The organism is Pseudomonas sp. KNUC1026 (assembly GCF_021650705.1).
GTDB lineage: Bacteria > Pseudomonadota > Gammaproteobacteria > Pseudomonadales > Pseudomonadaceae > Aquipseudomonas.
In genome coordinates this window covers 5,066,981-5,084,852 of sequence record NZ_CP087138.1, presented here as the reverse complement: position 1 = coordinate 5,084,852, position 17,872 = coordinate 5,066,981, and the positions used below count along the sequence as shown (strand labels likewise).

At 64.9% G+C, this 17,872-nt stretch carries 15 protein-coding genes and 4 pseudogenes; 3 read left to right on the top strand and 16 right to left on the bottom strand.

Annotation, left to right across the window (positions count from 1 at the left end; translation table 11 throughout):
* Positions 1 to 7 precede the first annotated feature (7 nt).
* From rlmH to LN139_RS23890, 4 genes are read right to left on the bottom strand one after another with little or no spacing between them, the layout of a single operon-like run.
* Entirely contained in the window at positions 8 to 475 is a 468-nt protein-coding gene (gene rlmH, locus LN139_RS23905) for a 23S rRNA (pseudouridine(1915)-N(3))-methyltransferase RlmH (protein ID WP_236357551.1), read from the bottom strand.
* 11 nt (positions 476 to 486) lie between these two features.
* The gene (rsfS, locus tag LN139_RS23900) at positions 487 to 867 is read right to left on the bottom strand and encodes a ribosome silencing factor (protein ID WP_236357548.1); all 381 of its coding nucleotides are present in this window, start codon (positions 865 to 867) and stop codon (positions 487 to 489) included.
* Positions 868 to 922: 55 nt separating this feature from the next.
* Positions 923 to 1,585, bottom strand: a complete 663-nt coding sequence (gene nadD, locus LN139_RS23895; RefSeq protein WP_236357545.1) for a nicotinate-nucleotide adenylyltransferase — start codon at positions 1,583 to 1,585, stop codon at positions 923 to 925.
* The gene (locus LN139_RS23890) at positions 1,582 to 2,853 is read right to left on the bottom strand and encodes a glutamate-5-semialdehyde dehydrogenase (RefSeq protein WP_236357543.1); all 1,272 of its coding nucleotides are present in this window, start codon (positions 2,851 to 2,853) and stop codon (positions 1,582 to 1,584) included. The genes nadD and LN139_RS23890 overlap by 4 nt, the downstream gene beginning before the upstream one ends.
* 175 nt (positions 2,854 to 3,028) lie before the next feature.
* Between LN139_RS23890 and LN139_RS23885 the strand changes: the two genes are divergently transcribed.
* Together LN139_RS23885 and LN139_RS23880 are read left to right on the top strand one after the other, a co-directional pair.
* On the top strand, positions 3,029 to 3,724 hold the full coding sequence (locus LN139_RS23885; RefSeq protein ID WP_236357541.1) for a DNA-3-methyladenine glycosylase: 696 nt from the start codon (positions 3,029 to 3,031) through the stop codon (positions 3,722 to 3,724).
* A complete protein-coding gene (locus tag LN139_RS23880) occupies positions 3,703 to 5,016 on the top strand; it encodes a bifunctional DedA family/phosphatase PAP2 family protein (RefSeq protein ID WP_236357539.1) in 1,314 nt (437 codons plus the stop codon). The genes LN139_RS23885 and LN139_RS23880 overlap by 22 nt, the downstream gene beginning before the upstream one ends.
* A 33-nt stretch (positions 5,017 to 5,049) precedes the next feature.
* Here LN139_RS23880 and LN139_RS23875 read toward each other — a convergent pair whose 3' ends face one another.
* The 9 genes and pseudogenes from LN139_RS23875 to LN139_RS23835 form a co-directional block, all read right to left on the bottom strand.
* Positions 5,050 to 5,754, bottom strand: a complete 705-nt coding sequence (locus LN139_RS23875) for a PqiC family protein (RefSeq protein ID WP_236357537.1) — start codon at positions 5,752 to 5,754, stop codon at positions 5,050 to 5,052.
* 180 nt (positions 5,755 to 5,934) lie between these two features.
* Positions 5,935 to 8,192 (bottom strand): annotated as a pseudogene (gene parC, locus LN139_RS23870) (DNA topoisomerase IV subunit A).
* 7 nt (positions 8,193 to 8,199) lie between these two features.
* Positions 8,200 to 8,724, bottom strand: a complete 525-nt coding sequence (locus LN139_RS23865) for a retropepsin-like aspartic protease family protein (RefSeq protein ID WP_236357534.1) — start codon at positions 8,722 to 8,724, stop codon at positions 8,200 to 8,202.
* Entirely contained in the window at positions 8,721 to 9,701 is a 981-nt protein-coding gene (locus LN139_RS23860; RefSeq protein ID WP_236357532.1) for an esterase-like activity of phytase family protein, read from the bottom strand. The genes LN139_RS23865 and LN139_RS23860 overlap by 4 nt, the downstream gene beginning before the upstream one ends.
* On the bottom strand, positions 9,698 to 11,602 hold the full coding sequence (parE, locus tag LN139_RS23855; protein WP_236357530.1) for a DNA topoisomerase IV subunit B: 1,905 nt from the start codon (positions 11,600 to 11,602) through the stop codon (positions 9,698 to 9,700). Before parE ends, LN139_RS23860 begins: the two co-directional genes overlap by 4 nt.
* A gap of 12 nt (positions 11,603 to 11,614) precedes the next feature.
* Positions 11,615 to 12,205 carry a YqiA/YcfP family alpha/beta fold hydrolase gene (locus LN139_RS23850; protein ID WP_236357526.1) on the bottom strand — a complete coding sequence of 197 codons (591 nt, stop codon included), beginning with the start codon at positions 12,203 to 12,205 and terminating at the stop codon, positions 11,615 to 11,617.
* Positions 12,205 to 13,022, bottom strand: a pseudogene (gene cpdA / locus LN139_RS23845) (3',5'-cyclic-AMP phosphodiesterase). Before cpdA ends, LN139_RS23850 begins: the two are co-directional and overlap by 1 nt.
* 103 nt (positions 13,023 to 13,125) lie before the next feature.
* Complete coding sequence (locus tag LN139_RS23840; RefSeq protein WP_236357524.1) at positions 13,126 to 13,578, bottom strand: DUF1249 domain-containing protein; 453 nt, start codon at positions 13,576 to 13,578, stop codon at positions 13,126 to 13,128.
* The gene (locus LN139_RS23835) at positions 13,569 to 14,189 is read right to left on the bottom strand and encodes an NUDIX domain-containing protein (protein WP_236357521.1); all 621 of its coding nucleotides are present in this window, start codon (positions 14,187 to 14,189) and stop codon (positions 13,569 to 13,571) included. The genes LN139_RS23840 and LN139_RS23835 overlap by 10 nt, the downstream gene beginning before the upstream one ends.
* A gap of 184 nt (positions 14,190 to 14,373) precedes the next feature.
* Here LN139_RS23835 and LN139_RS23830 point away from each other — a divergent pair.
* Positions 14,374 to 15,112, top strand: a pseudogene (locus LN139_RS23830) (RsiV family protein).
* Here LN139_RS23830 and cytX read toward each other — a convergent pair.
* From cytX to thiC, 3 genes and pseudogenes are all read right to left on the bottom strand, one after another.
* The gene (gene cytX / locus LN139_RS23825) at positions 15,081 to 16,334 is read right to left on the bottom strand and encodes a putative hydroxymethylpyrimidine transporter CytX (protein ID WP_236357518.1); all 1,254 of its coding nucleotides are present in this window, start codon (positions 16,332 to 16,334) and stop codon (positions 15,081 to 15,083) included. The pseudogene LN139_RS23830 and the gene cytX overlap by 32 nt on opposite strands.
* Positions 16,335 to 16,432: 98 nt before the next feature.
* Positions 16,433 to 16,570 carry a hypothetical protein gene (locus LN139_RS25965; RefSeq protein WP_442964461.1) on the bottom strand — a complete coding sequence of 46 codons (138 nt, stop codon included), beginning with the start codon at positions 16,568 to 16,570 and terminating at the stop codon, positions 16,433 to 16,435.
* A 42-nt stretch (positions 16,571 to 16,612) separates the two neighbouring features.
* A pseudogene (gene thiC / locus LN139_RS23820) lies at positions 16,613 to 17,853 on the bottom strand (phosphomethylpyrimidine synthase ThiC); the annotation flags it as partial.
* Positions 17,854 to 17,872 lie beyond the last annotated feature (19 nt).

The following is a 17,872-nucleotide window of genomic DNA, read 5'->3' as shown; positions in this document are numbered from 1 at the left end:
CATGGCGTTATTTGTGATAGGGGTGCCCGGACAGCACGGTCCAGGCGCGGTAGATCTGTTCGCCGATCAGGATGCGCACCAACGGGTGCGGCAACGTCAGCGGCGATAGCGACCAGCGCTGCTCGGCCCGGGCACACACTTCAGGCGCCAGCCCCTCTGGGCCGCCGACCATCAGGTTCACGGTGCGCGCGTCCAGCCGCCAGCGGTCCAGCTCCACGGCCAGTTGCTCAGTGCTCCAAGGCTTGCCGTGCACCTCCAGGGTGACCACACGCTCGCCGGGCTGCACCTTGGCCAGCATGGCTTCGCCTTCCTGGCGGATCATCCGCGCCACGTCAGCGTTCTTGCCACGCGTGGTCAGCGGGATTTCCACCAGCTCCAGGGGCAGCTCGGAGGGCAGGCGCTTGGCGTACTCCTGCCAGCCCTGCTCAACCCAGCCGGGCATGCGCGAGCCCACCGCGATCAGACGAATACGCACGGCAGCGGCGCTTAGGCTTGTTCGTCAGGGCCGTGGGCGGCGCGGCTCTGCTCGGCACCCTGCCACAGGCGTTCCAGGTCGTAGAACTGGCGCGCGGCGGAGGTCATCACATGCACCACCACATCGCCCAGGTCCAGCAGTACCCAGTCGCTGTCGCCACGGCCTTCTTCGGACAACGGCTGCACACCTTGGGCCTTCACCTTCTCGCGCACGTGTTCGATCATCGAATTGACGTGGCGGTTGGAGGTACCGGTGGCAATCAGCATGAAGTCGGTGATGCTGGTTTTTTCTTTCACATCGATGCAGAGGATGTCCTGTGCCTTGATGTCTTCCAGTGCGGCGGTGGCCAGTTGCACCAGCGCTTCGCTGTTCAGGGTGTTCTTGCTGTTCATAGAAACTCGTATGTATTCAGTTCAAATGCGCGCCCACTAAGGGCAACGCCGGTATTCACAATGGCTGACGGTACAGACCGTGAGCCTCGATGTAGGCCAGTACAGCGTCGGGTACCAGAAACCGTACCGACTGGCCGTTGGCAAGCGATTGCCGGATTTGCGTGGCCGACACCGCCAGGGGCGTTTGCCAGACGAACGTGATGTTGCCGGCAGGCCCGATGAGCGCGTTGGGGTCGGTCACCTGGCGTGCCGCGAGCAGGTCGCGCAGTGCTTCCGGCGCCTCGACATCGGCGTCCGGCCGCTGCAGCACGATGATATGGCAATGCTGCAACAGTGCCTCCCAACGGTGCCAGCCTGGCAACCCGCAAAAGGCGTCCCAGCCCAGCAACAGAAACAACGGGGCTTGCTCGCCCAGCTCTGCACGCATCGACTCCAGGGTGTCGACGGTATACGAGGGCTTGTCGCGCATCAGCTCCCGCCCGTCGACCAGCAACGGTGCGGCGCCCTGCACGGCCAGCTCGACCATGCGCAAACGCTGCTCCGGCGCAACCTGTGGCGTGCTCCGATGCGGAGGGCGGAAATTGGGCACCAGACGCAGCTCGTCGAGCGCCAGCGCACCGGCTACCTCCAGCGCGCTGCGCAGGTGGCCGATGTGCACCGGGTCGAAGGTGCCGCCCAATACTCCAATGCGCCGGAGCCCGCCTGCCTGCCCGCTCAATGGCTGGACTCACCGCGCAGCTGGCCATCACCGATCACAACGTACTTCTCGCAGGTCAGCCCTTCCAGGCCGACCGGGCCACGCGCGTGGATCTTGTCGGTGGAAATGCCGATTTCCGCGCCCAGGCCATACTCGAAGCCGTCGGCGAAGCAGGTCGGGGTGTTGAGCATCACCGAAGCGGAATCCACTTCGGCGAGAAAGCGCCGCCCTTCGCCCTGGTGATCGGTCACGATCGAATCGGTGTGGTGCGAGCCATAGTGGTTGATGTGCTCGATGGCCGCGTCCAGGTCTTCGACGACCTTGACCGAAAGAATCGGCGCCAGGTACTCGGTGCTCCAGTCCTGCTCGTTGGCCACTTGCACGTCGACGATCTCGCGGGTGCGCTCGCAACCGCGCAGCTCGACCCCTTTTTCACGGAACTGCGCAACCATCGCCGGCAGAAACGCCTCGGCGACCACCTCGTTGACCAGCAGGGTTTCCATCGCTCCGCAGATCCCGTAGCGGTAGGTCTTGGCATGGAAGGCAATGCGCTGAGCCTTGGGCAGATCGGCGTAGGCCGACACGTAGACATGGCAGATGCCGTCCAGGTGCTTGATCACAGGTACCCGCGCATCGCGGCTGATGCGTTCGATCAGGCCGCGGCCGCCGCGGGGCACGATGATGTCGACGTACTCGGGCATGGTGATCAGCGCACCCACTGCCTCGCGGTCGGTGGTTTCGACCACCTGCACCACCGCGGGCGGCAGGCCGGCCTGCTCCAGCCCCTGGGCGATGCAACGGGCAATGGCGCGGTTGGAGTGAATGGCCTCGGAGCCGCCACGCAGGATGGTGGCGTTACCTGACTTCAGGCAGAGGCTGGCGGCATCGATGGTCACGTTGGGCCGCGATTCGTAGATGATGCCGACCACGCCCAGTGGCACGCGCATCTTGCCCACCTGGATGCCGGAGGGGCGGTAGCTCATGTCGCGGATGGCACCGACCGGGTCGGGCAAGGCCGCGACCTGGCGCAGGCCTTCGATCATGCCATCGATGCGTGCGGGGGTAAGCTCGAGGCGATCGAGCAGCGCAGGGTCGAGCCCAGCGGCGCGGCCGCCGGCCATATCCTGTGAGTTGGCGGCCGCCAACTCCGGGCGAGCGGCGTCCAGCGCTGCGGCAGTGGCCAGCAGCGCACGGTTCTTCTGCCCGGTGCTGGCACGGGCGATGGCTCGCGAGGCTTCGCGGGCGGCACGCCCGAGGCGGGCCATGTAGTCAAGAACGGACTCGGTCATGGGATCTGGGCTTGATCTGCAAGGAAAGCGGCTGATTATAGCGAGAGCGCTGCGCCACGCCCAGCGCTGCCGGGCAGAAGGTTGGTAAACAGCTGTAACAATCTCTGTTAAGGGCCAATTCAGCAGCGCATTGCTATCATCGGGGCTCCTTAGCCACTGCCGAGCGCCACTCCACGTGCCATCCCCTCTGCCAGACGCCTTTTTCGACCGCGACGCGCAATGCGTGGCGCGTGCCTTGCTCGGCAAGGTCATCCGCCATCGCCAAGGCTCGCTGTGGCTGGCGGCGCGAATCATCGAAACCGAAGCCTACTACCTGGCCGACAAGGGCAGCCATGCCTCGCTTGGCTACACCGAAAAGCGAAAGGCACTGTTTCTCGACGGCGGGCACATCTACATGTACTACGCCCGTGGCGGCGACTCGCTGAACTTCAGCGCCCATGGGCCGGGCAACGCCGTGCTGATCAAGGCCGGCTTTCCCTGGGTGGACGCGCTCAGCGATGCCAATGCCCTGGCCCAGATGCAGTTGAACAATCCCGATGCGCAAGGCAAACCCCGCGCGCCGGAACGCCTCTGCGCGGGGCAAACGTTGTTGTGCAGGGCGCTAGGCCTGAAGGTGCCACGCTGGGACGCCCAGCGTTTCGACCTCGATCATTTGTATGTCGACGACTGCGACATTGCCGTACCCCGGGTGATTCAGGCCGCAAGGCTCGGCATCCCCAGCGGGCGTGACGAACACCTGCCTTATCGCTTCGCCGACGCCGAATACGCCCGCCATTGCACCCGGAACCCGCTTCGCCGGGGCCAGGTCGAAGGCCGCGATTACCATATATTGACCGAAGGAATGCCCCTATGGCCTGGCTCGACAGCCTGAACGCCTGGCTCGGCGCCCACCCGCAGTGGTTGGGCCTGGCCGTTTTCATCACTGCCTGCGTCGAGTGCCTGGCGATCGCCGGGCTCATCGTGCCCGGCACCGTGATGCTGTTCGCCATTGCCGTGCTGGCCGGCGGCGGCGCCCTGAGCCTGGGCGAAACGCTGCTGCTGGGCTATCTCGGTGGCTTGCTGGGCGACGCCCTGTCGTACGCCATAGGCCGCGGGCTGCATCAGAACATTCGCAACCTGCCAGGGCTGCGCACCCATCCGCAGTGGCTTTCCGGTGCCGAAAGCTATGTCACCCGCTATGGCATCGCCAGCTTGCTGATCGGCCGTTTCATCGGCCCGCTGCGGCCGATGCTGCCGATGGTCGCCGGGATGCTGGAGATGCCCGTGCTGCGCTTCGCGCTGGTGAGCCTGCTGGCTGCCGCCGGCTGGTCGGTGGCGTACCTCATGCCGGGCTGGATGGCAGGCGCTGCCGTACGCCTGCCGCTGCCCGACGGTTTCTGGCCCCAGGCGGCGGTGGTGGCCTGCGGTATCGCAGCACTGGTAGGCCTGAGCGCTCACAGCGCCTGGCATCAAAAGCCTCGCACGATCTTGCTGGTATCGGGCGCCGCTTTCGTTCTGCTGCTGGCCATGCTCATTGGCTGGCCTTGGCTCAATGCCTTCGATCAGGGCTTGAGCGGCCTGATCCAGCAGCACCGCAGTGCGGCCATGGACCACGTGGTGGTGATGATCACGCGCCTGGGCGATTTCCGCACCCAACTGTTTCTGGGCGGCTTGCTGGTGCTTGCCCTGGCGATCGCCAGGCAGTGGCGCTGCGCGCTGTTCGCAGGCGGCACATTGCTTGCCACGGCAGTGGGCAACACGGTCTTGAAGGCATTCTTCGGGCGAGCGCGGCCCGAAGTGCTGCTGGACCCGCTCACCAGCTTCAGCATGCCCAGCGGCCACAGCTCCGGCACGTTCGCCTTCTGCCTCACCCTGGCCCTGCTCGCCGGCCGCGGCCAGCCCCCGCGCATGCGCCTGGCCTGGATCCTGGTGGGTTGCGTGCCGGCGCTGGCGGTGGCTTTCTCGCGGGTGTACCTGGGCGCGCATTGGCCGAGTGATGTGATCGCCGGCGCCCTGCTTGCGGCGACCATGTGCGCGGCATCGTTCGCGTTGAGCCAACGCTTCTACCGGCTCGCACCCATGCCGGCGCGTGCCTGGTGGCTGGTGCTGCCGGTGTGTGCGATCTGGCTGGCGTTCAGCGCCACGCATGCACTGCCGCACGCACTGATGCGCTACGAATACTGAGATTCGCGCGGCGCTGCCGCGCGAACACCGACGTCAGAAGCGAAACACTTCCATATCGGTACGGATAGGCGTCGCCAGCGGGATCTTGGACTTTTCCGGCGCATCGTCCTTGCGGGCCTGAGCCGGTGCCTTGCGTGGCTCGTCAGCCACCGCCTGGTTGCCCAGCGGCTTGAGCGACGCACTCAACTGCTCGGCAAGGCGCTGCAACAGAACACCTTGAGCCTGCACCTGCGCCGCAGCGCTGCCGGCATGCTTCTCCTCAAGGTGAACGATCTTGTTGTCGCGCACCTGGCCACGGCGGTCGATCAGGCGCCACTGTGCATCCAGAACGGCAGGTTGATCACTGCCTGAATCGAGCCGTGTAATCGACAACAGCACCTGCACATCCGGCGTGAAATTGTTCGCGGTCGGCGCCAGCATGATGCGCTGGCTGTCCAGCCGCCACGCCAGTTGGCGCAGCAGCAATTGGTCGATATCCGATGACAGGCTACCGGCCCAACGCCCTTCGGTTGAGGCTCTCAGGCTGCCGTCCGGCTGGCGTTGGAGCAGCGTTTCACGCTGCAGGTAATCGGCCACCGACACGGGCCCCAGCAGCACAGCCATGCCGGCCTGCCGAGGCTGGCCCGGATTGCCGCTGTCCAGCTGATAGAGCGCGGCGGGGCGCTGTGAACTACAACCGGCAAGGCCCAGCAGCCCCGCCAGTACCATCACCATAGGAAGACGCAACAAGGTCATCATTTCATCCAGGCGGCAATAACGTTGAACGCCGCAGTGCCATAGCTACAAGAAGAAGCGGCAGAGCAATCTGCCGTAACAAAGGCGCATATCATCCGCGAATATGCGCCATTTCTCCAGTGCTCAAGGGCTGATCGGCCAACCAGGCGCCACCGATGGTGCCTTTCGTTGACCTGGCCCCGCTCAGGCGGTTTTTTCCACCGTCAATGCGTCCACACGCTGGAACCCCCTCGGCAGCTTGTTGCCGCGCCGGCCGCGCTCGCCTTTGTAGTGCTCGAGGTCATCACCCTTGAGCGACAGCGTACGCTTCCCAGCCTGTAGCACAAGCGTTGCGCCCTGGGCGAGTACCGCGATGCCGGTGACGAACTCCTCACGGGTGGCCACACGGTCACCCGGCACACCGATGATCTTGTTGCCCTTGCCTTTGGCCAGCTGCGGCAGGTCGGCGATGCGGAACACCAACAACCGCCCTTCGGTGGTGACGGCCGCCAGGCAGTCGTTCTCGCGGTCGCCGATGGTTTGCGGCGCGATCACCTTGGCACCCTTGGGCAGGCTGACCAGGGTTTTACCGGCCTTGTTCTTGGCCTGCAGGTCTTCACCTTCGACCACAAAGCCGTAGCCAGCGTCGGACGCGATGACGTACAGCGCCTGATCATCGGGCATCAGCACACATTCGAACTGCGCACCAGGCGGCGGTGCGAGCCGCCCTGTGAGCGGCTCGCCCTGGCCTCGGGCCGAAGGCAAGGTGTGCGCAGCGACCGAATAGCTGCGCCCGGTGGAGTCGATGAACACGGCAAATTGGTTGGAACGGCCCTGAGCGCTCAGCTTGAAGCCATCGCCCGCCTTGTAGGAGAGCCCTGTCGCATCGATGTCGTGACCCTTGGCGCAGCGCACCCAGCCCTTCTCCGACAGCACGATGGTCACAGGCTCCGTGGGCATCAGCTCGTTATCGGCCAAGGCGCGGGCTTCGGCACGCTCGACGATCGGCGAGCGGCGGTCGTCGCCGTAGGTCTTGGCGTCGGCGATCAGTTCGCTGCGCACCAGCTTCTTGAGCTTGGCTTCACTGCCCAGCAGCGCCAGCAGGCTTTCGCGCTCCTTGACCAGCGCATCCTGCTCGTCGCGGATCTTCATCTCTTCCAGGCGCGCCAGCTGCCGCAGGCGGGTGTCGAGATGTAGTCGGCCTGGATTTCCGAGAGTGCGAAGCGCTCGATCAGCCGGGCCTTGGGGTGGTCCTCGGTGCGGATGATGTGAATCACTTCATCCAGGTTCAGGTAGGCCACCAGCAAACCGTCGAGCAGGTGCAGGCGGCGCTCGACCTTGTCCAGCCTGAATTGCAGCCGGCGGCGCACGGTGCGCAGGCGGAACTCCAGCCATTCCTGCAGCAGCGCGCGCAGATTCTTGAGCTGCGGGCGGCCATCCAGGCCGATGATATTGACGTTCACCCGGTAGCTGCTTTCCAGGTCTGTGGTGGCGAACAGGTGCTGCATCAGCGCCTCGACGTCCACCCGGTTGGACCTGGCAATGATGACGATGCGACAAGGGTTTTCGTGGTCGGACTCATCGCGCAGGTCGGCAACCATCGGCAGCTTCTTGGCCTGCATTTGCGCGGCGATCTGTTCCAGCACCTTGGCGCCCGACACCTGGTGAGGCAGTGCGGTGACGACGACATCGCCGTCCTCGACCCGGTAGACCGCGCGCATGCGCACCGAACCGCGGCCACTTTCGTAGATCTTCAGCAGCTCGCTGCGCGGCGTGATGATCTCGGCTTCGGTGGGGTAGTCGGGGCCGGGAATATGCTCGCACAGCTGCTCGACCGTGGCCTTGGGGTCGTCGAGCAGTCGCACGCAGGCGGCGGCGACTTCACGCAGGTTGTGCGGCGGCACGTCGGTGGCCATGCCCACAGCGATGCCGGTGGTGCCGTTGAGCAGGATGTTGGGCAGGCGTGCGGGCAGCACAGCGGGCTCGTCGAGGGTGCCGTCGAAGTTAGGCACCCAGTCGGCCGTGCCCTGCCCCAGCTCGCTGAGCAGCACTTCGGAATAGCGCGACAGCCGCGCTTCGGTGTAGCGCATCGCAGCGAACGACTTCGGATCGTCTGGCGCGCCCCAGTTGCCCTGGCCGTCGACGAGGGTGTAGCGATAGCTGAACGGCTGCGCCATCAGTACCATGGCTTCGTAGCAGGCCGAGTCGCCGTGGGGGTGGAACTTACCCAGCACATCGCCCACGGTACGCGCGGACTTCTTGTGCTTGGCGTCGGCGTCCAGGCCCAACTCGCTCATGGCGTACACGATGCGCCGCTGCACAGGCTTGAGGCCGTCGCCGATGTGCGGCAACGCGCGGTCCATGATCACGTACATGGAGTAGTTCAGGTAGGCCTGTTCAGTGAAGTCAGCCAGGGAGCGGCGTTCTACGCCATCCAGGCTGAGGTCCAGGGAATTGCTCATGCAAGCCTCATGGTGTCGGATGTTGGCGCAGCAGCAAGGTGCCGCCGCGCTGGTTGAATTCAAGTTGTTTGAGGGCACTCATGCCCAGCAGCACAGTGCTGTCGCCCATGCCCGGCATCACCACGGCGTTCACATCGCTCAGCTCGATGCCCCCCAGCGAGAGGCTGGCCAGCCGGCTACGGGAGCCTTCGGCAAGGCCGTTGGCCGTGCTGAGCGTGACAGGCGCGCCCGTGCGCAGCCCCAGGCTTGCGGCCAGCTCCGCCGGAACCGCGACCTGCGTGGCGCCGGTGTCGACCATAAAGGTGACGGGCTGCCCGTTGATCTTGCCACTGGCGACGAAGTGGCCTTGCCGGTTGGCCTGCAACCGGACCTCGACCACACCGTTGGCCACCTCCGTGGCGACCTGCTGATTGGGGTTCTCCTGGCGCTCTTCCCAGCTGCCGAAAAAGCGAGTGGCGAGGAAGATCCCCGCCGCCCAGGCCGCGATCAGCAACAGCTTGCCGGCACGCTTGCCCGGCTGGGCGCCACTCACGGTTTGCCCATCCAGCCGCCGGCGGGGGCGGCAAAGCGCCAGACCACCGGGCGGGTTTCGCCATCCTGGCGCTTCCATTCGTTGTTGTCGGTGCCCACCCAGGCGCCGGCGTCATCGATGACCAGCGCCTCGGTCAGGCCATAGATTTCCTGATAACGGCGTTGCGCCGCCAGCGCAGTGGTCGCAAACGACCAGCACGCTTCGACCTTGGCCGAGGCCGCATCGCGCCGGCAGATGCGGTAAGCATTGCGTTCCAGGGTGAACAGTTTGCCGCGGTAAAGCGACAGGTCAGAGAAATCCAGGCTCACGGCCGCCCTTGGGTTAACCGCACTGGGCTGGCTGCCACCTTCGCTGAGCAATACGCAGCTGCCGTCACAGCCCCAGACGCCATCGCGCTCCCGTACCCGCAACAGGCCGCGCTTTTCTCGCTCGGCCGCCAGCCACAGCTGCTTGCCGTCGGGCGACAGCGCAAGGCCTTCGAAAATCGCGTTGAAGTGCTGCAGCATCCCGGCCTTCTGGGCCTGGGCGATCACTTCGGGCGCGAATGCCAGCCATTGTGCCGGCCCTTGCTCGGGAACCTTGAGCACGGCGGCGTGAGCTTCGCTGACCAGGTAAGTGTTGCCCCGCGCATCGCAACTGATGCCTTCGAAATCGTGGGCGCCACCCCGCACCACCGCAGCGGCACTGGCAGTGGCGCGTAGCTTCCAGGCAAGGCCGGTGTCCGGCGCGTCAGGCACCTCGAAGGTGCGCGGCACTGCCTGCCAGGTGGCGCCGTTCTGCTCGAAGCGATAGATGCGATCGTCGTCGCGGTCCGATTCACCCCACAGCGCACCGCCGCATTCGGCAAGCCCGGACAGATTGCCCCTGGGCATGCCCTCGATGACATGCTCGCTCTGCAGCGCAAGCTCCGGCTGGGCGGCCTGCGCCAGCCCGGGTAACGCCAGCAAGCCCGACAGCAGCCCGGCCGATAGCCTCAAACCAGCACCTCGGCCAGGTTGCCCTTGGCCTCCAGCCAGCTCTTGCGATCGGCCGCGCGCTTTTTCGCCAGCATCATGTCCATGATCTCGCGGGTGGGCTCCAGGTCGTCGAGTGCAAGTTGCACCAGGCGGCGGGTATTGGGGTCCATCGTGGTTTCGCGCAACTGCGGCGGGTTCATCTCGCCCAGGCCTTTGAAGCGGGTGACCTGCGGCTTGCCACGCTTCTTCTCGGCCACCAAGCGGTCGAGGATGCCGTCACGTTCGGCTTCGTCCAGGGCGTAGTAGATTTCCTTGCCCAGGTCGATGCGGTACAGCGGCGGCATGGCCACATACACGTGCCCTGCCTCCACCAGCGGGCGGAAATGCTGCACGAACAGCGCGCAGAGCAAGGTGGCGATGTGCAAGCCGTCCGAGTCGGCGTCGGCGAGGATGCACACCTTGCCGTAGCGCAACTGCGAGAGGTCGGCGGCGCCAGGGTCGACACCGATGGCCACGGCGATGTTGTGTACCTCCTGACTGGCCAGCACCTCGTTGCCGTCTACTTCCCAGGTGTTGAGGATCTTGCCGCGCAGCGGCAGGATGGCCTGAAATTCCTTGTCGCGGGCCTGCTTGGCCGAGCCACCGGCCGAATCACCCTCCACCAGGAACAGCTCGGCGCGGGCCGGGTCCTGGCCTGCGCAATCGGCAAGCTTGCCGGGCAATGCCGGGCCTTGGGTGATGCGCTTGCGTTCGACCTTCTTGCTGGCCTTGAGGCGCCGGCCAGCGTTGCTGATGGCCAGCTCCGCCAGTTGCAGGCCCAGCTCGGGGTGCTCGTTGAGCCAGAGGCTGAAGGAATCTTTTACAACGCCTGAGACGAACGCCGCCGCCTCGCGGGACGACAGCCGCTCTTCGGTTTGCCCGGAAAATTGCGGGTCCTGCATCTTGGCCGAGAGGACGAACGCGATACGCTCCCAGACGTCTTCCGGGGCCAGCTTGAGGCCACGCGGCAGCAGGTTGCGGAATTCGCAGAACTCGCGCATGGCGTCCAGCAAACCCTGGCGCAAGCCGTTGACATGAGTGCCGCCCTGGGCGGTCGGGATCAGGTTGACGTAACTTTCCTGAATGCTCTCGCCGCCCTCGGGCAGCCAGAGCAGCGCCCAGTCGACAGCCTCTTTGTTACCGGCCAGGCTGCCACAGAATGGCTCGAGCGGCAGGCGCTCGAAGCCGGCCACCGAATCGGCGAGGTAAGAGCGCAGGCCGTCTTCGTAGTGCCACTGCACCTTCTCACCGGTGCTTTTGTCCTCGAACGTGACGTCCAGGCCCGGGCACAGCACAGCCTTGGCCTTGAGCACGTGCTTGAGGCGGCTGACGGAGAACTTGGGCGAATCGAAGTATTTGGGGTCGGGCGAAAAATAGACGCTGGTGCCGGTGTTGCGCTTGCCGACGCTGCCGACCACTTCCAGGTCGGTGGCCTTGAAGCCGTCGGCGAAGGTCATCTGGTATTCATTGCCATCACGCTTGACGCGCACCCGCACTTGAGTTGAAAGCGCGTTGACCACCGAAATGCCCACCCCGTGCAGGCCGCCGGAGAACTGGTAGTTCTTGTTGGAGAACTTGCCGCCGGCGTGCAGCTTGGTGAGGATCAGCTCGACGCCCGGCACGCCCTCTTCGGGGTGGATGTCGACTGGCATGCCACGGCCGTCGTCGGTCACTTCGAGGGAATGATCGGCGTGCAGGATGACCTGGATCGACCGCGCGTGGCCCGCCAGGGCTTCGTCGACGCTGTTGTCGATGACTTCCTGGGCCAGGTGGTTGGGGCGGCTGGTGTCAGTGTACATGCCCGGGCGTTTACGCACCGGGTCGAGGCCCGAGAGGACTTCGATGGCGTCGGCGTTATAGGAACTCGCGCTGGGGGTGGCCATGGGGTCTCGTCGTCAAAAGGTTGAATCGGGTTTCAGGCCCGCCAGCGCCAGCAGGCGCGGCAGGCGTTCGGCAAAGCCTTGGTAGCTGTGGTCGCCACCGGGTTGCAGGTCGACCACGCAGCCTTGGTAGAACTGCACGGCGTGGCGGTAGTCGAGGGTTTCGTCACCGGCCTGGAGCCAGACCTCGATGCAAGCGCCCCGCTCCGGCGGCGGCACTTCGAGCTCGGCCAACGCGGCGATGTGATCGAGCGTGAGTTCCCAGGTTTCGCCGCTGTACAGGTTGGCCTGGGTGCCCAGGTGGCCGTCGAACAGCCGGTGTGGGTTCACCGCCGGGTTGATCAGCAGCGCGTTCAAGCCAAGGCGATGCGCCAGGTGGGTGGCATAGTAGCCGCCCAGGGAACTGCCGACCAGCAATGGGTTGCCACCCAGTGTGTCGATGGCCTGTTGCAGTTGCACCATTGCCTGGCGGGGGTGATGGTGCAATGCCGGCACCAGCAGGCGTTCCGGAGCGCCCAGGCCCGCCATGGCCTCGCTCAACTGTTGGGCCTTGACCGATAACGGCGAGCTGTTCAAGCCGTGGATATAGAGGATGCCGCTGCTCATCAGTAACCGCTGCCGCCAAAATCGTCGGAAAACTCGAAACCTTCGACCCTCACCACGGCAGTGTCGATGGTGCCGTCAGGGTGCAGGCGCAACCAGCGGTAGCCAGGGGCGATGCGGTCCAGGCCGAAGTCCTCCGAGCGCGGTGCGAACTGAATGCAGGTTGAAGGCGAAGCGAGCAGGCGCACACCGTTGCGCTGAGTGTCCCACTCCTGGTGGATATGGCCCCACAGAACGGCGCGAGCCTGGGGAAAGCGGTCGACTACTGCGAAAAAGCGTCGGCATTGCGCAGGCCGATCGGCTCCATCCACTTGCAGTCGATGGACACTGGGTGATGGTGCAGGCAGATCAGGTGATGGCGATTGGGCTCGTCGGCCAAAGCGTCTTCGAGAAGCTTGAGCTGGTCGTTCGAAAGCAGGCCAGGCACCGAGCCCGGCACCGAAGAATCGAGCATGATCACCCGCCAGTTGCCCACGTCGGTCACTGGGTCGAGCAGTTCGCTTTGCCCGTACAGATCCTGCATCACCGCTGATTCATCGTGATTGCCGGGTATCCACCGTTTGGGCGCATCGATGCAGGCCGCCATGGCCTTGAAGCGCCGATAGGACTCCACCGTGCCATCCTGCGACTGGTCACCGGTGGCCAGCACCAGATCATAGCGGTGCCCGTCGGCCTGAACACGCTGCAGCACCTGCTCGAAGCTTGCGCGGGTTTCCATACCAAGCAGCTTGCCATCGTCCTCGGCGAACAAATGGCTGTCGGTCAGTTGCAAGAGCAGCACCGAATCTTCAGGCGTTGCATAAACGTTCGGCAAAACCATCCCCTTTTGGTTGAGCTACAGGCCTCTGGCGCCAAGCTGGAAGTAGAGTGCGCACTTCCAGCCACCCAGCCCGGCTTGAAGCTTACAGCTACAAGCTCGAAGCTTACCTGACAGTTTCGTATTCGTGGCCGCAGGCCAGGCAGTGGCTCAGCCATTCACCCAGGAAGAGGTTGAGCTGGGCCTTTTCGTCGGGTTGGTGCATGCCGGCGTTGGGGTAAGGGTAGATGCTGCGAAAACGCCGGGTGTGCTCGGCGCCGATGACCTCGGCCATGCGCGCATCGTGGTACACCTGCACCTCCATGTGTGGCACCGGCAGCCAGGGCAGGCTGTGCTGCTGGCTCACCCGCAGGGTGCTGGTATAAGGCCCGGCCTGGGTGACTTCCAGCACCAGCACGCCGAGCATCTGATCGCCCTGGGTCATGGCGATCCGCCGCGAACGCTGCTCGCCACGCATCCCGGGAAGCAGGCGCATCAGGCGGGCATAGTTGGCCTCGCAGGCCGCTTGCAGCGCGGCGAGGTCGACTCGGTAGCGTTCGCGGAACCTGATCACTTCCACATCCCCCTGATCTCTTCACGATTGAGCGCCAGCCACTGGATGGCGATGATCGTTGCTGCGTTGATGATCTTCCCGTCGCGCACCGCTTGCAAGGCGTCTTCGAAGGCCCACACCCGCACGCGGATGTCTTCGCCTTCGGCCTCCAGGCCGTGCAGGCCACCGGCATCGCTGCTATCGCACTGGCCCAGGTACAGGTGCACGTATTCGTCACTGCCACCGGGCGATGGGAAGTATTTGGTGATCGGCCAAAGCGCCTTGAGCTCGAGCCCTGCTTCTTCGACCGCTTCACGGCGGCCGACGTCCTCGGGGTTTTCCCCGGGCTTGTCGATCAGGCCGGCGACCATTTCCACCAGCCACGGGTTGGCGACCTTCTGCATCGCACCCACCCGGAATTGCTCGATCAATACAACCTTGTCGGCGGCAGCGTCGTACGGCAGCACGCAGACTGCATCGTGACGAACGAACAGCTCACGGCTGATCTGCTTGCCCATGCCGCCGGCGAACAGCTCATGGCGCAGGTACAGCTTGTCGACCTTGTAGAACCCCTTGAAGCAGTTCTCGCGCCTTTCGATTTCGACCTGGGTCGGTACGGACGCGCTGGCATCGGTCATGGTAATGCTCCTGTCTTCCATGGGGATTGGGCCGCATCGTAGCGCGGCACCAAGGCTTGCGCACGCTTTGCGGATCAGAGGCGCAAGTGGGGTTGCCTGCCGGTAATTCAAGCCCAAGGCTGGTGGCGAACCGCACGCGCCGTTTATAGTCCAAGCACGACTTCACACGTGCACAAGGATTTTCATGTCGCTGCCCCGACTGACCGCACTGGCCCTGTTGGTGGCCAGCCTCACTGCCTGCCAGAGCCTGTTCCAGCCCTCTGAAGACAAACCGCTGCCCAGCCAGCGCGAGGCCTGGGAACACACAAAGGCCGGCTGCACCGGCAACGAGTGCCCACTGGTCAATATCAGACACCCTGCACTTCGCCGACGAGCCCGCGCTTGACGCGCTGATCCAGCAGCGGCTGCTGGCGCTGACCGGCATCAAACCGCCGCCGGCGAGCCTGCAAGCCTACGAGCAACAGTTCCTGGCCAGTGCCGCCCCTCGCAATGCCACTTACCTGCAAGCCAAGGTACGCGAGCAGCATGACGGGCTGGTGATCGTGGAGCTGTCCAGCTACCTGGACAAAGGCGGTGATCAAGGCAATCCGGGCCGTAGCTTCATCAACTACTCGCGCACCCAGCACAAGGCATTGACGCTTCAGGACATGCTGGTGCCTGGCCAGGAAAGCACCTTCTGGCTCGCCGCCCAGGAAGCTCATCGTGGCTGGCTGATCGACGCGAAACTGGCCCAGGACCCAGGCTTTGTCAAACAATGGCCGTTCCAGACCACCGACAACATCGCACTGGGCCAGCGCGCCGTGTTGCTCAAGTACGACGTGAGCAGCATTGCGCCGTACGCGCTGGGCCATATCGAGCTGGCGATCCCCTACGCCCGGCTCAACGGCGTGATCAAGCCGGAGCTGGTGCCGGCGCGCCGCTGAACAGGCGCCCCAGTACCGCTTGCAACAGGGCCGCGACCAGCAACGAAGGCAGGGTCGCGCCCAGTTCCGGCCAATGGTTGGCCAACAGCTGGTAGGTGACGACGCCACCGGCCCAGGCCAACAGCGCCGGCCAGATCAGGGCCGGCAATGCCAGGCGGCTGCGGCGCTGGCGCAGCAGGAAGTGATCCACCAGCACCACCCCGAACAGCGGCGCGAATACCGACCCGATCAACAGCAGGAACGTCTGGTACTCGGCCAGCGGCGCGAACGCTGCAATCAAGGTGCACAGCACACCAATGCCGAGCGCCAGGTACCGCACCTCTATCCGCGCCAGCAAGCCCACCGACACCGCCGCCGAATGCACATCAGCGAAGGCGTTTTCCGATTCGTCGAGAAGAATCAGCAACAACGGAATGCCCACGCCCGCCCCCGCCAGCGCCAACAGCAGCGCGTTGGCCTCGCCGGTGGGCGCGAACGCCAGGGTGTAAGCCACGCCCAGCCCCATCAACCACAGGTTGCCCAGGAAAAAGCCAAGGGCCGTGCCGCCGAAGGTGCTGCGAGCGCCACGGCTGAAGCGCGAGTAGTCGGCAATCAGCGGCAACCATGAAAGCGGCATCGCAATGGCGATATCGAAACCCACGGCCAGCGCCATCGAACCATCGCCAGGCTGGCGCCACAGCGTGGCGAGGTCGGCATGGCGCAGCAGGTTGAACGTCAGCCACAGGCACGCCGCCAGCAGCAGCCAGATGCCCCATTTGCGCAGCACGCGGCGCACGAAGGTCAGCGGCCCCGCTACTGCCAGCAAGGTCACCAGCGCGCCGAACAACAGCGTCCAGGCCAGCGGGCTGGCGGCCAGGCTGCCTTCGCCGAAGGCGCGTGCCCCCAGCAGGCTCGCAGCATCGCGCATCACGATCACTTCGAAGGCGCCCCAACCCACCAGTTGCAGCAGGTTGAGCAGCGCTGGCAGCACCGCGCCATGGCGGCCCAGGCTCTGGCGCAGCGAAGCCATGGCCGAGAGGCCGGTGTCAGTGCCGATCACGCCGGCTGCCGCCAGCAGCGCCACACCCACCAGCGTGCCGAGCACGATGGCCAGCAAGCTCTGCGCCAGGCCCAGCCCCGGTGCAAGCAGGGCGCCGGTCTGCAGCACCATCAGGCCTACGCCGAGGGAAAACCACAGCGAAAACAGGTCACGGCCACCCAGCACACGCTGTTCGGCAGCCACGACGGCATTAGGGGAATGAGATTCGGGTTCATGTCGGTCTCGGTCGAACGATGCGGTGACGCCCCCGGCGGCGGGCTCTCCCCACCGCCGGGCCACGGTCACACCTTGTGGTAAAGCTGGCTGCCTTCGCTCTTGAAGCGCTCGGCCTGTTCACGCAGGCCCTGCTCGACCGTCACATCGACGCTGTCGATCTTCTGGCTGGCCGCGTATTCGCGCACTTCCTGGGTGATCTTCATCGAGCAGAATTTCGGCCCGCACATCGAGCAGAAGTGCGCGACCTTGGCCGACTCCTTGGGCAGCGTCTCATCGTGGTAGGCCCGCGCGGTGTCCGGGTCCAGGCCAAGGTTGAACTGGTCTTCCCAGCGAAACTCGAAGCGCGCCTTGGACAGGGCGTTATCGCGGATCTGTGCGCCGGGTGGCCCTTGGCAAGGTCGGCGGCATGGGCGGCGATCTTGTAGGTGATGATGCCGGTCTTGACGTCGTCCTTGTTCGGCAGCCCCAGGTGCTCCTTGGGCGTCACGTAGCAGAGCATCGCGCAGCCGAACCAGCCGATCATCGCGGCGCCGATGCCGGAGGTGATGTGGTCGTAGCCTGGGGCGATGTCGGTGGTCAATGGGCCGAGGGTGTAGAACGGCGCCTCGTCGCAGCATTCGAGCTGCTTGTCCATGTTCTCCTTGATCAGCTGCATCGGCACGTGGCCGGGGCCTTCGATCATGCACTGCACATCGTGCTTCCAGGCGATCTTGGTCAGCTCGCCCAGCGTCTCGAGTTCGCCGAACTGAGCCGCGTCGTTGGCATCGGCGATCGCACCGGGGCGCAAGCCGTCGCCCAGCGAGAAGCTCACGTCATAGGCCTTCATGATTTCGCAGATCTCTTCGAAATGCGTGTACAGGAAGTTCTCCTGGTGATGCGCCAGGCACCACTTGGCCATGATCGAGCCGCCGCGGCTGACGATGCCGGTCACCCGCTTGGCGGTCAGCGGTACATAGCGCAGCAGCACGCCAGCGTGGATGGTGAAGTAGTCCACCCCCTGCTCGGCCTGCTCGATCAGCGTGTCGCGGAACAGCTCCCAGGTGAGGTCTTCGGCAACGCCGTTCACCTTTTCCAGCGCCTGATAGATCGGCACGGTGCCGATCGGCACCGGCGAGTTGCGGATGATCCACTCACGGGTTTCGTGGATGTGCTTGCCGGTGGACAGGTCCATCACCGTGTCCGAGCCCCAGCGAATGCCCCAGGTAAGCTTGGCCACTTCCTCTTCGATGGAGGAGCCCAGCGCGCTGTTACCGATGTTGCCGTTGATCTTCACCAGGAAGTTGCGGCCGATGATCATCGGCTCGAGCTCGGTGTGGTTGATGTTGGCCGGGATGATGGCGCGGCCGCGGGCGATCTCGTCGCGCACGAACTCGGGGTGATTTCCTTCGGGATATTGGCGCCGAAGCTGTGCCCGGCGTGCTGTTCCTTGAGCAGCCCGGCCGCCCTGGCCTCTTGCAGCTTCATGTTCTCGCGGATGGCGACGTATTCCATCTCGGCGGTGATGA

Bases quoted from the DNA above. Each gene is read 5' to 3' on its own strand.
- rsfS (WP_236357548.1), bottom strand. From the start codon at position 867: ATGAACAGCAAGAACACCCTGAACAGCGAAGCGCTGGTGCAACTGGCC.
- parE (WP_236357530.1), bottom strand. From the start codon at position 11,602: ATGGCCACCCCCAGCGCGAGTTCCTATAACGCCGACGCCATCGAAGTC.
- LN139_RS23875 (WP_236357537.1), bottom strand. From the start codon at position 5,754: ATGATGACCTTGTTGCGTCTTCCTATGGTGATGGTACTGGCGGGGCTG.
- LN139_RS23850 (WP_236357526.1), bottom strand. From the start codon at position 12,205: ATGAGCAGCGGCATCCTCTATATCCACGGCTTGAACAGCTCGCCGTTA.
- LN139_RS25965 (WP_442964461.1), bottom strand. From the start codon at position 16,570: ATGAAGATCACCCAGGAAGTGCGCGAATACGCGGCCAGCCAGAAGATC.
- LN139_RS23880 (WP_236357539.1), top strand. From the start codon at position 3,703: ATGGCCTGGCTCGACAGCCTGAACGCCTGGCTCGGCGCCCACCCGCAG.
- LN139_RS23890 (WP_236357543.1), bottom strand. From the start codon at position 2,853: ATGACCGAGTCCGTTCTTGACTACATGGCCCGCCTCGGGCGTGCCGCC.
- LN139_RS23835 (WP_236357521.1), bottom strand. From the start codon at position 14,189: ATGACCGATGCCAGCGCGTCCGTACCGACCCAGGTCGAAATCGAAAGG.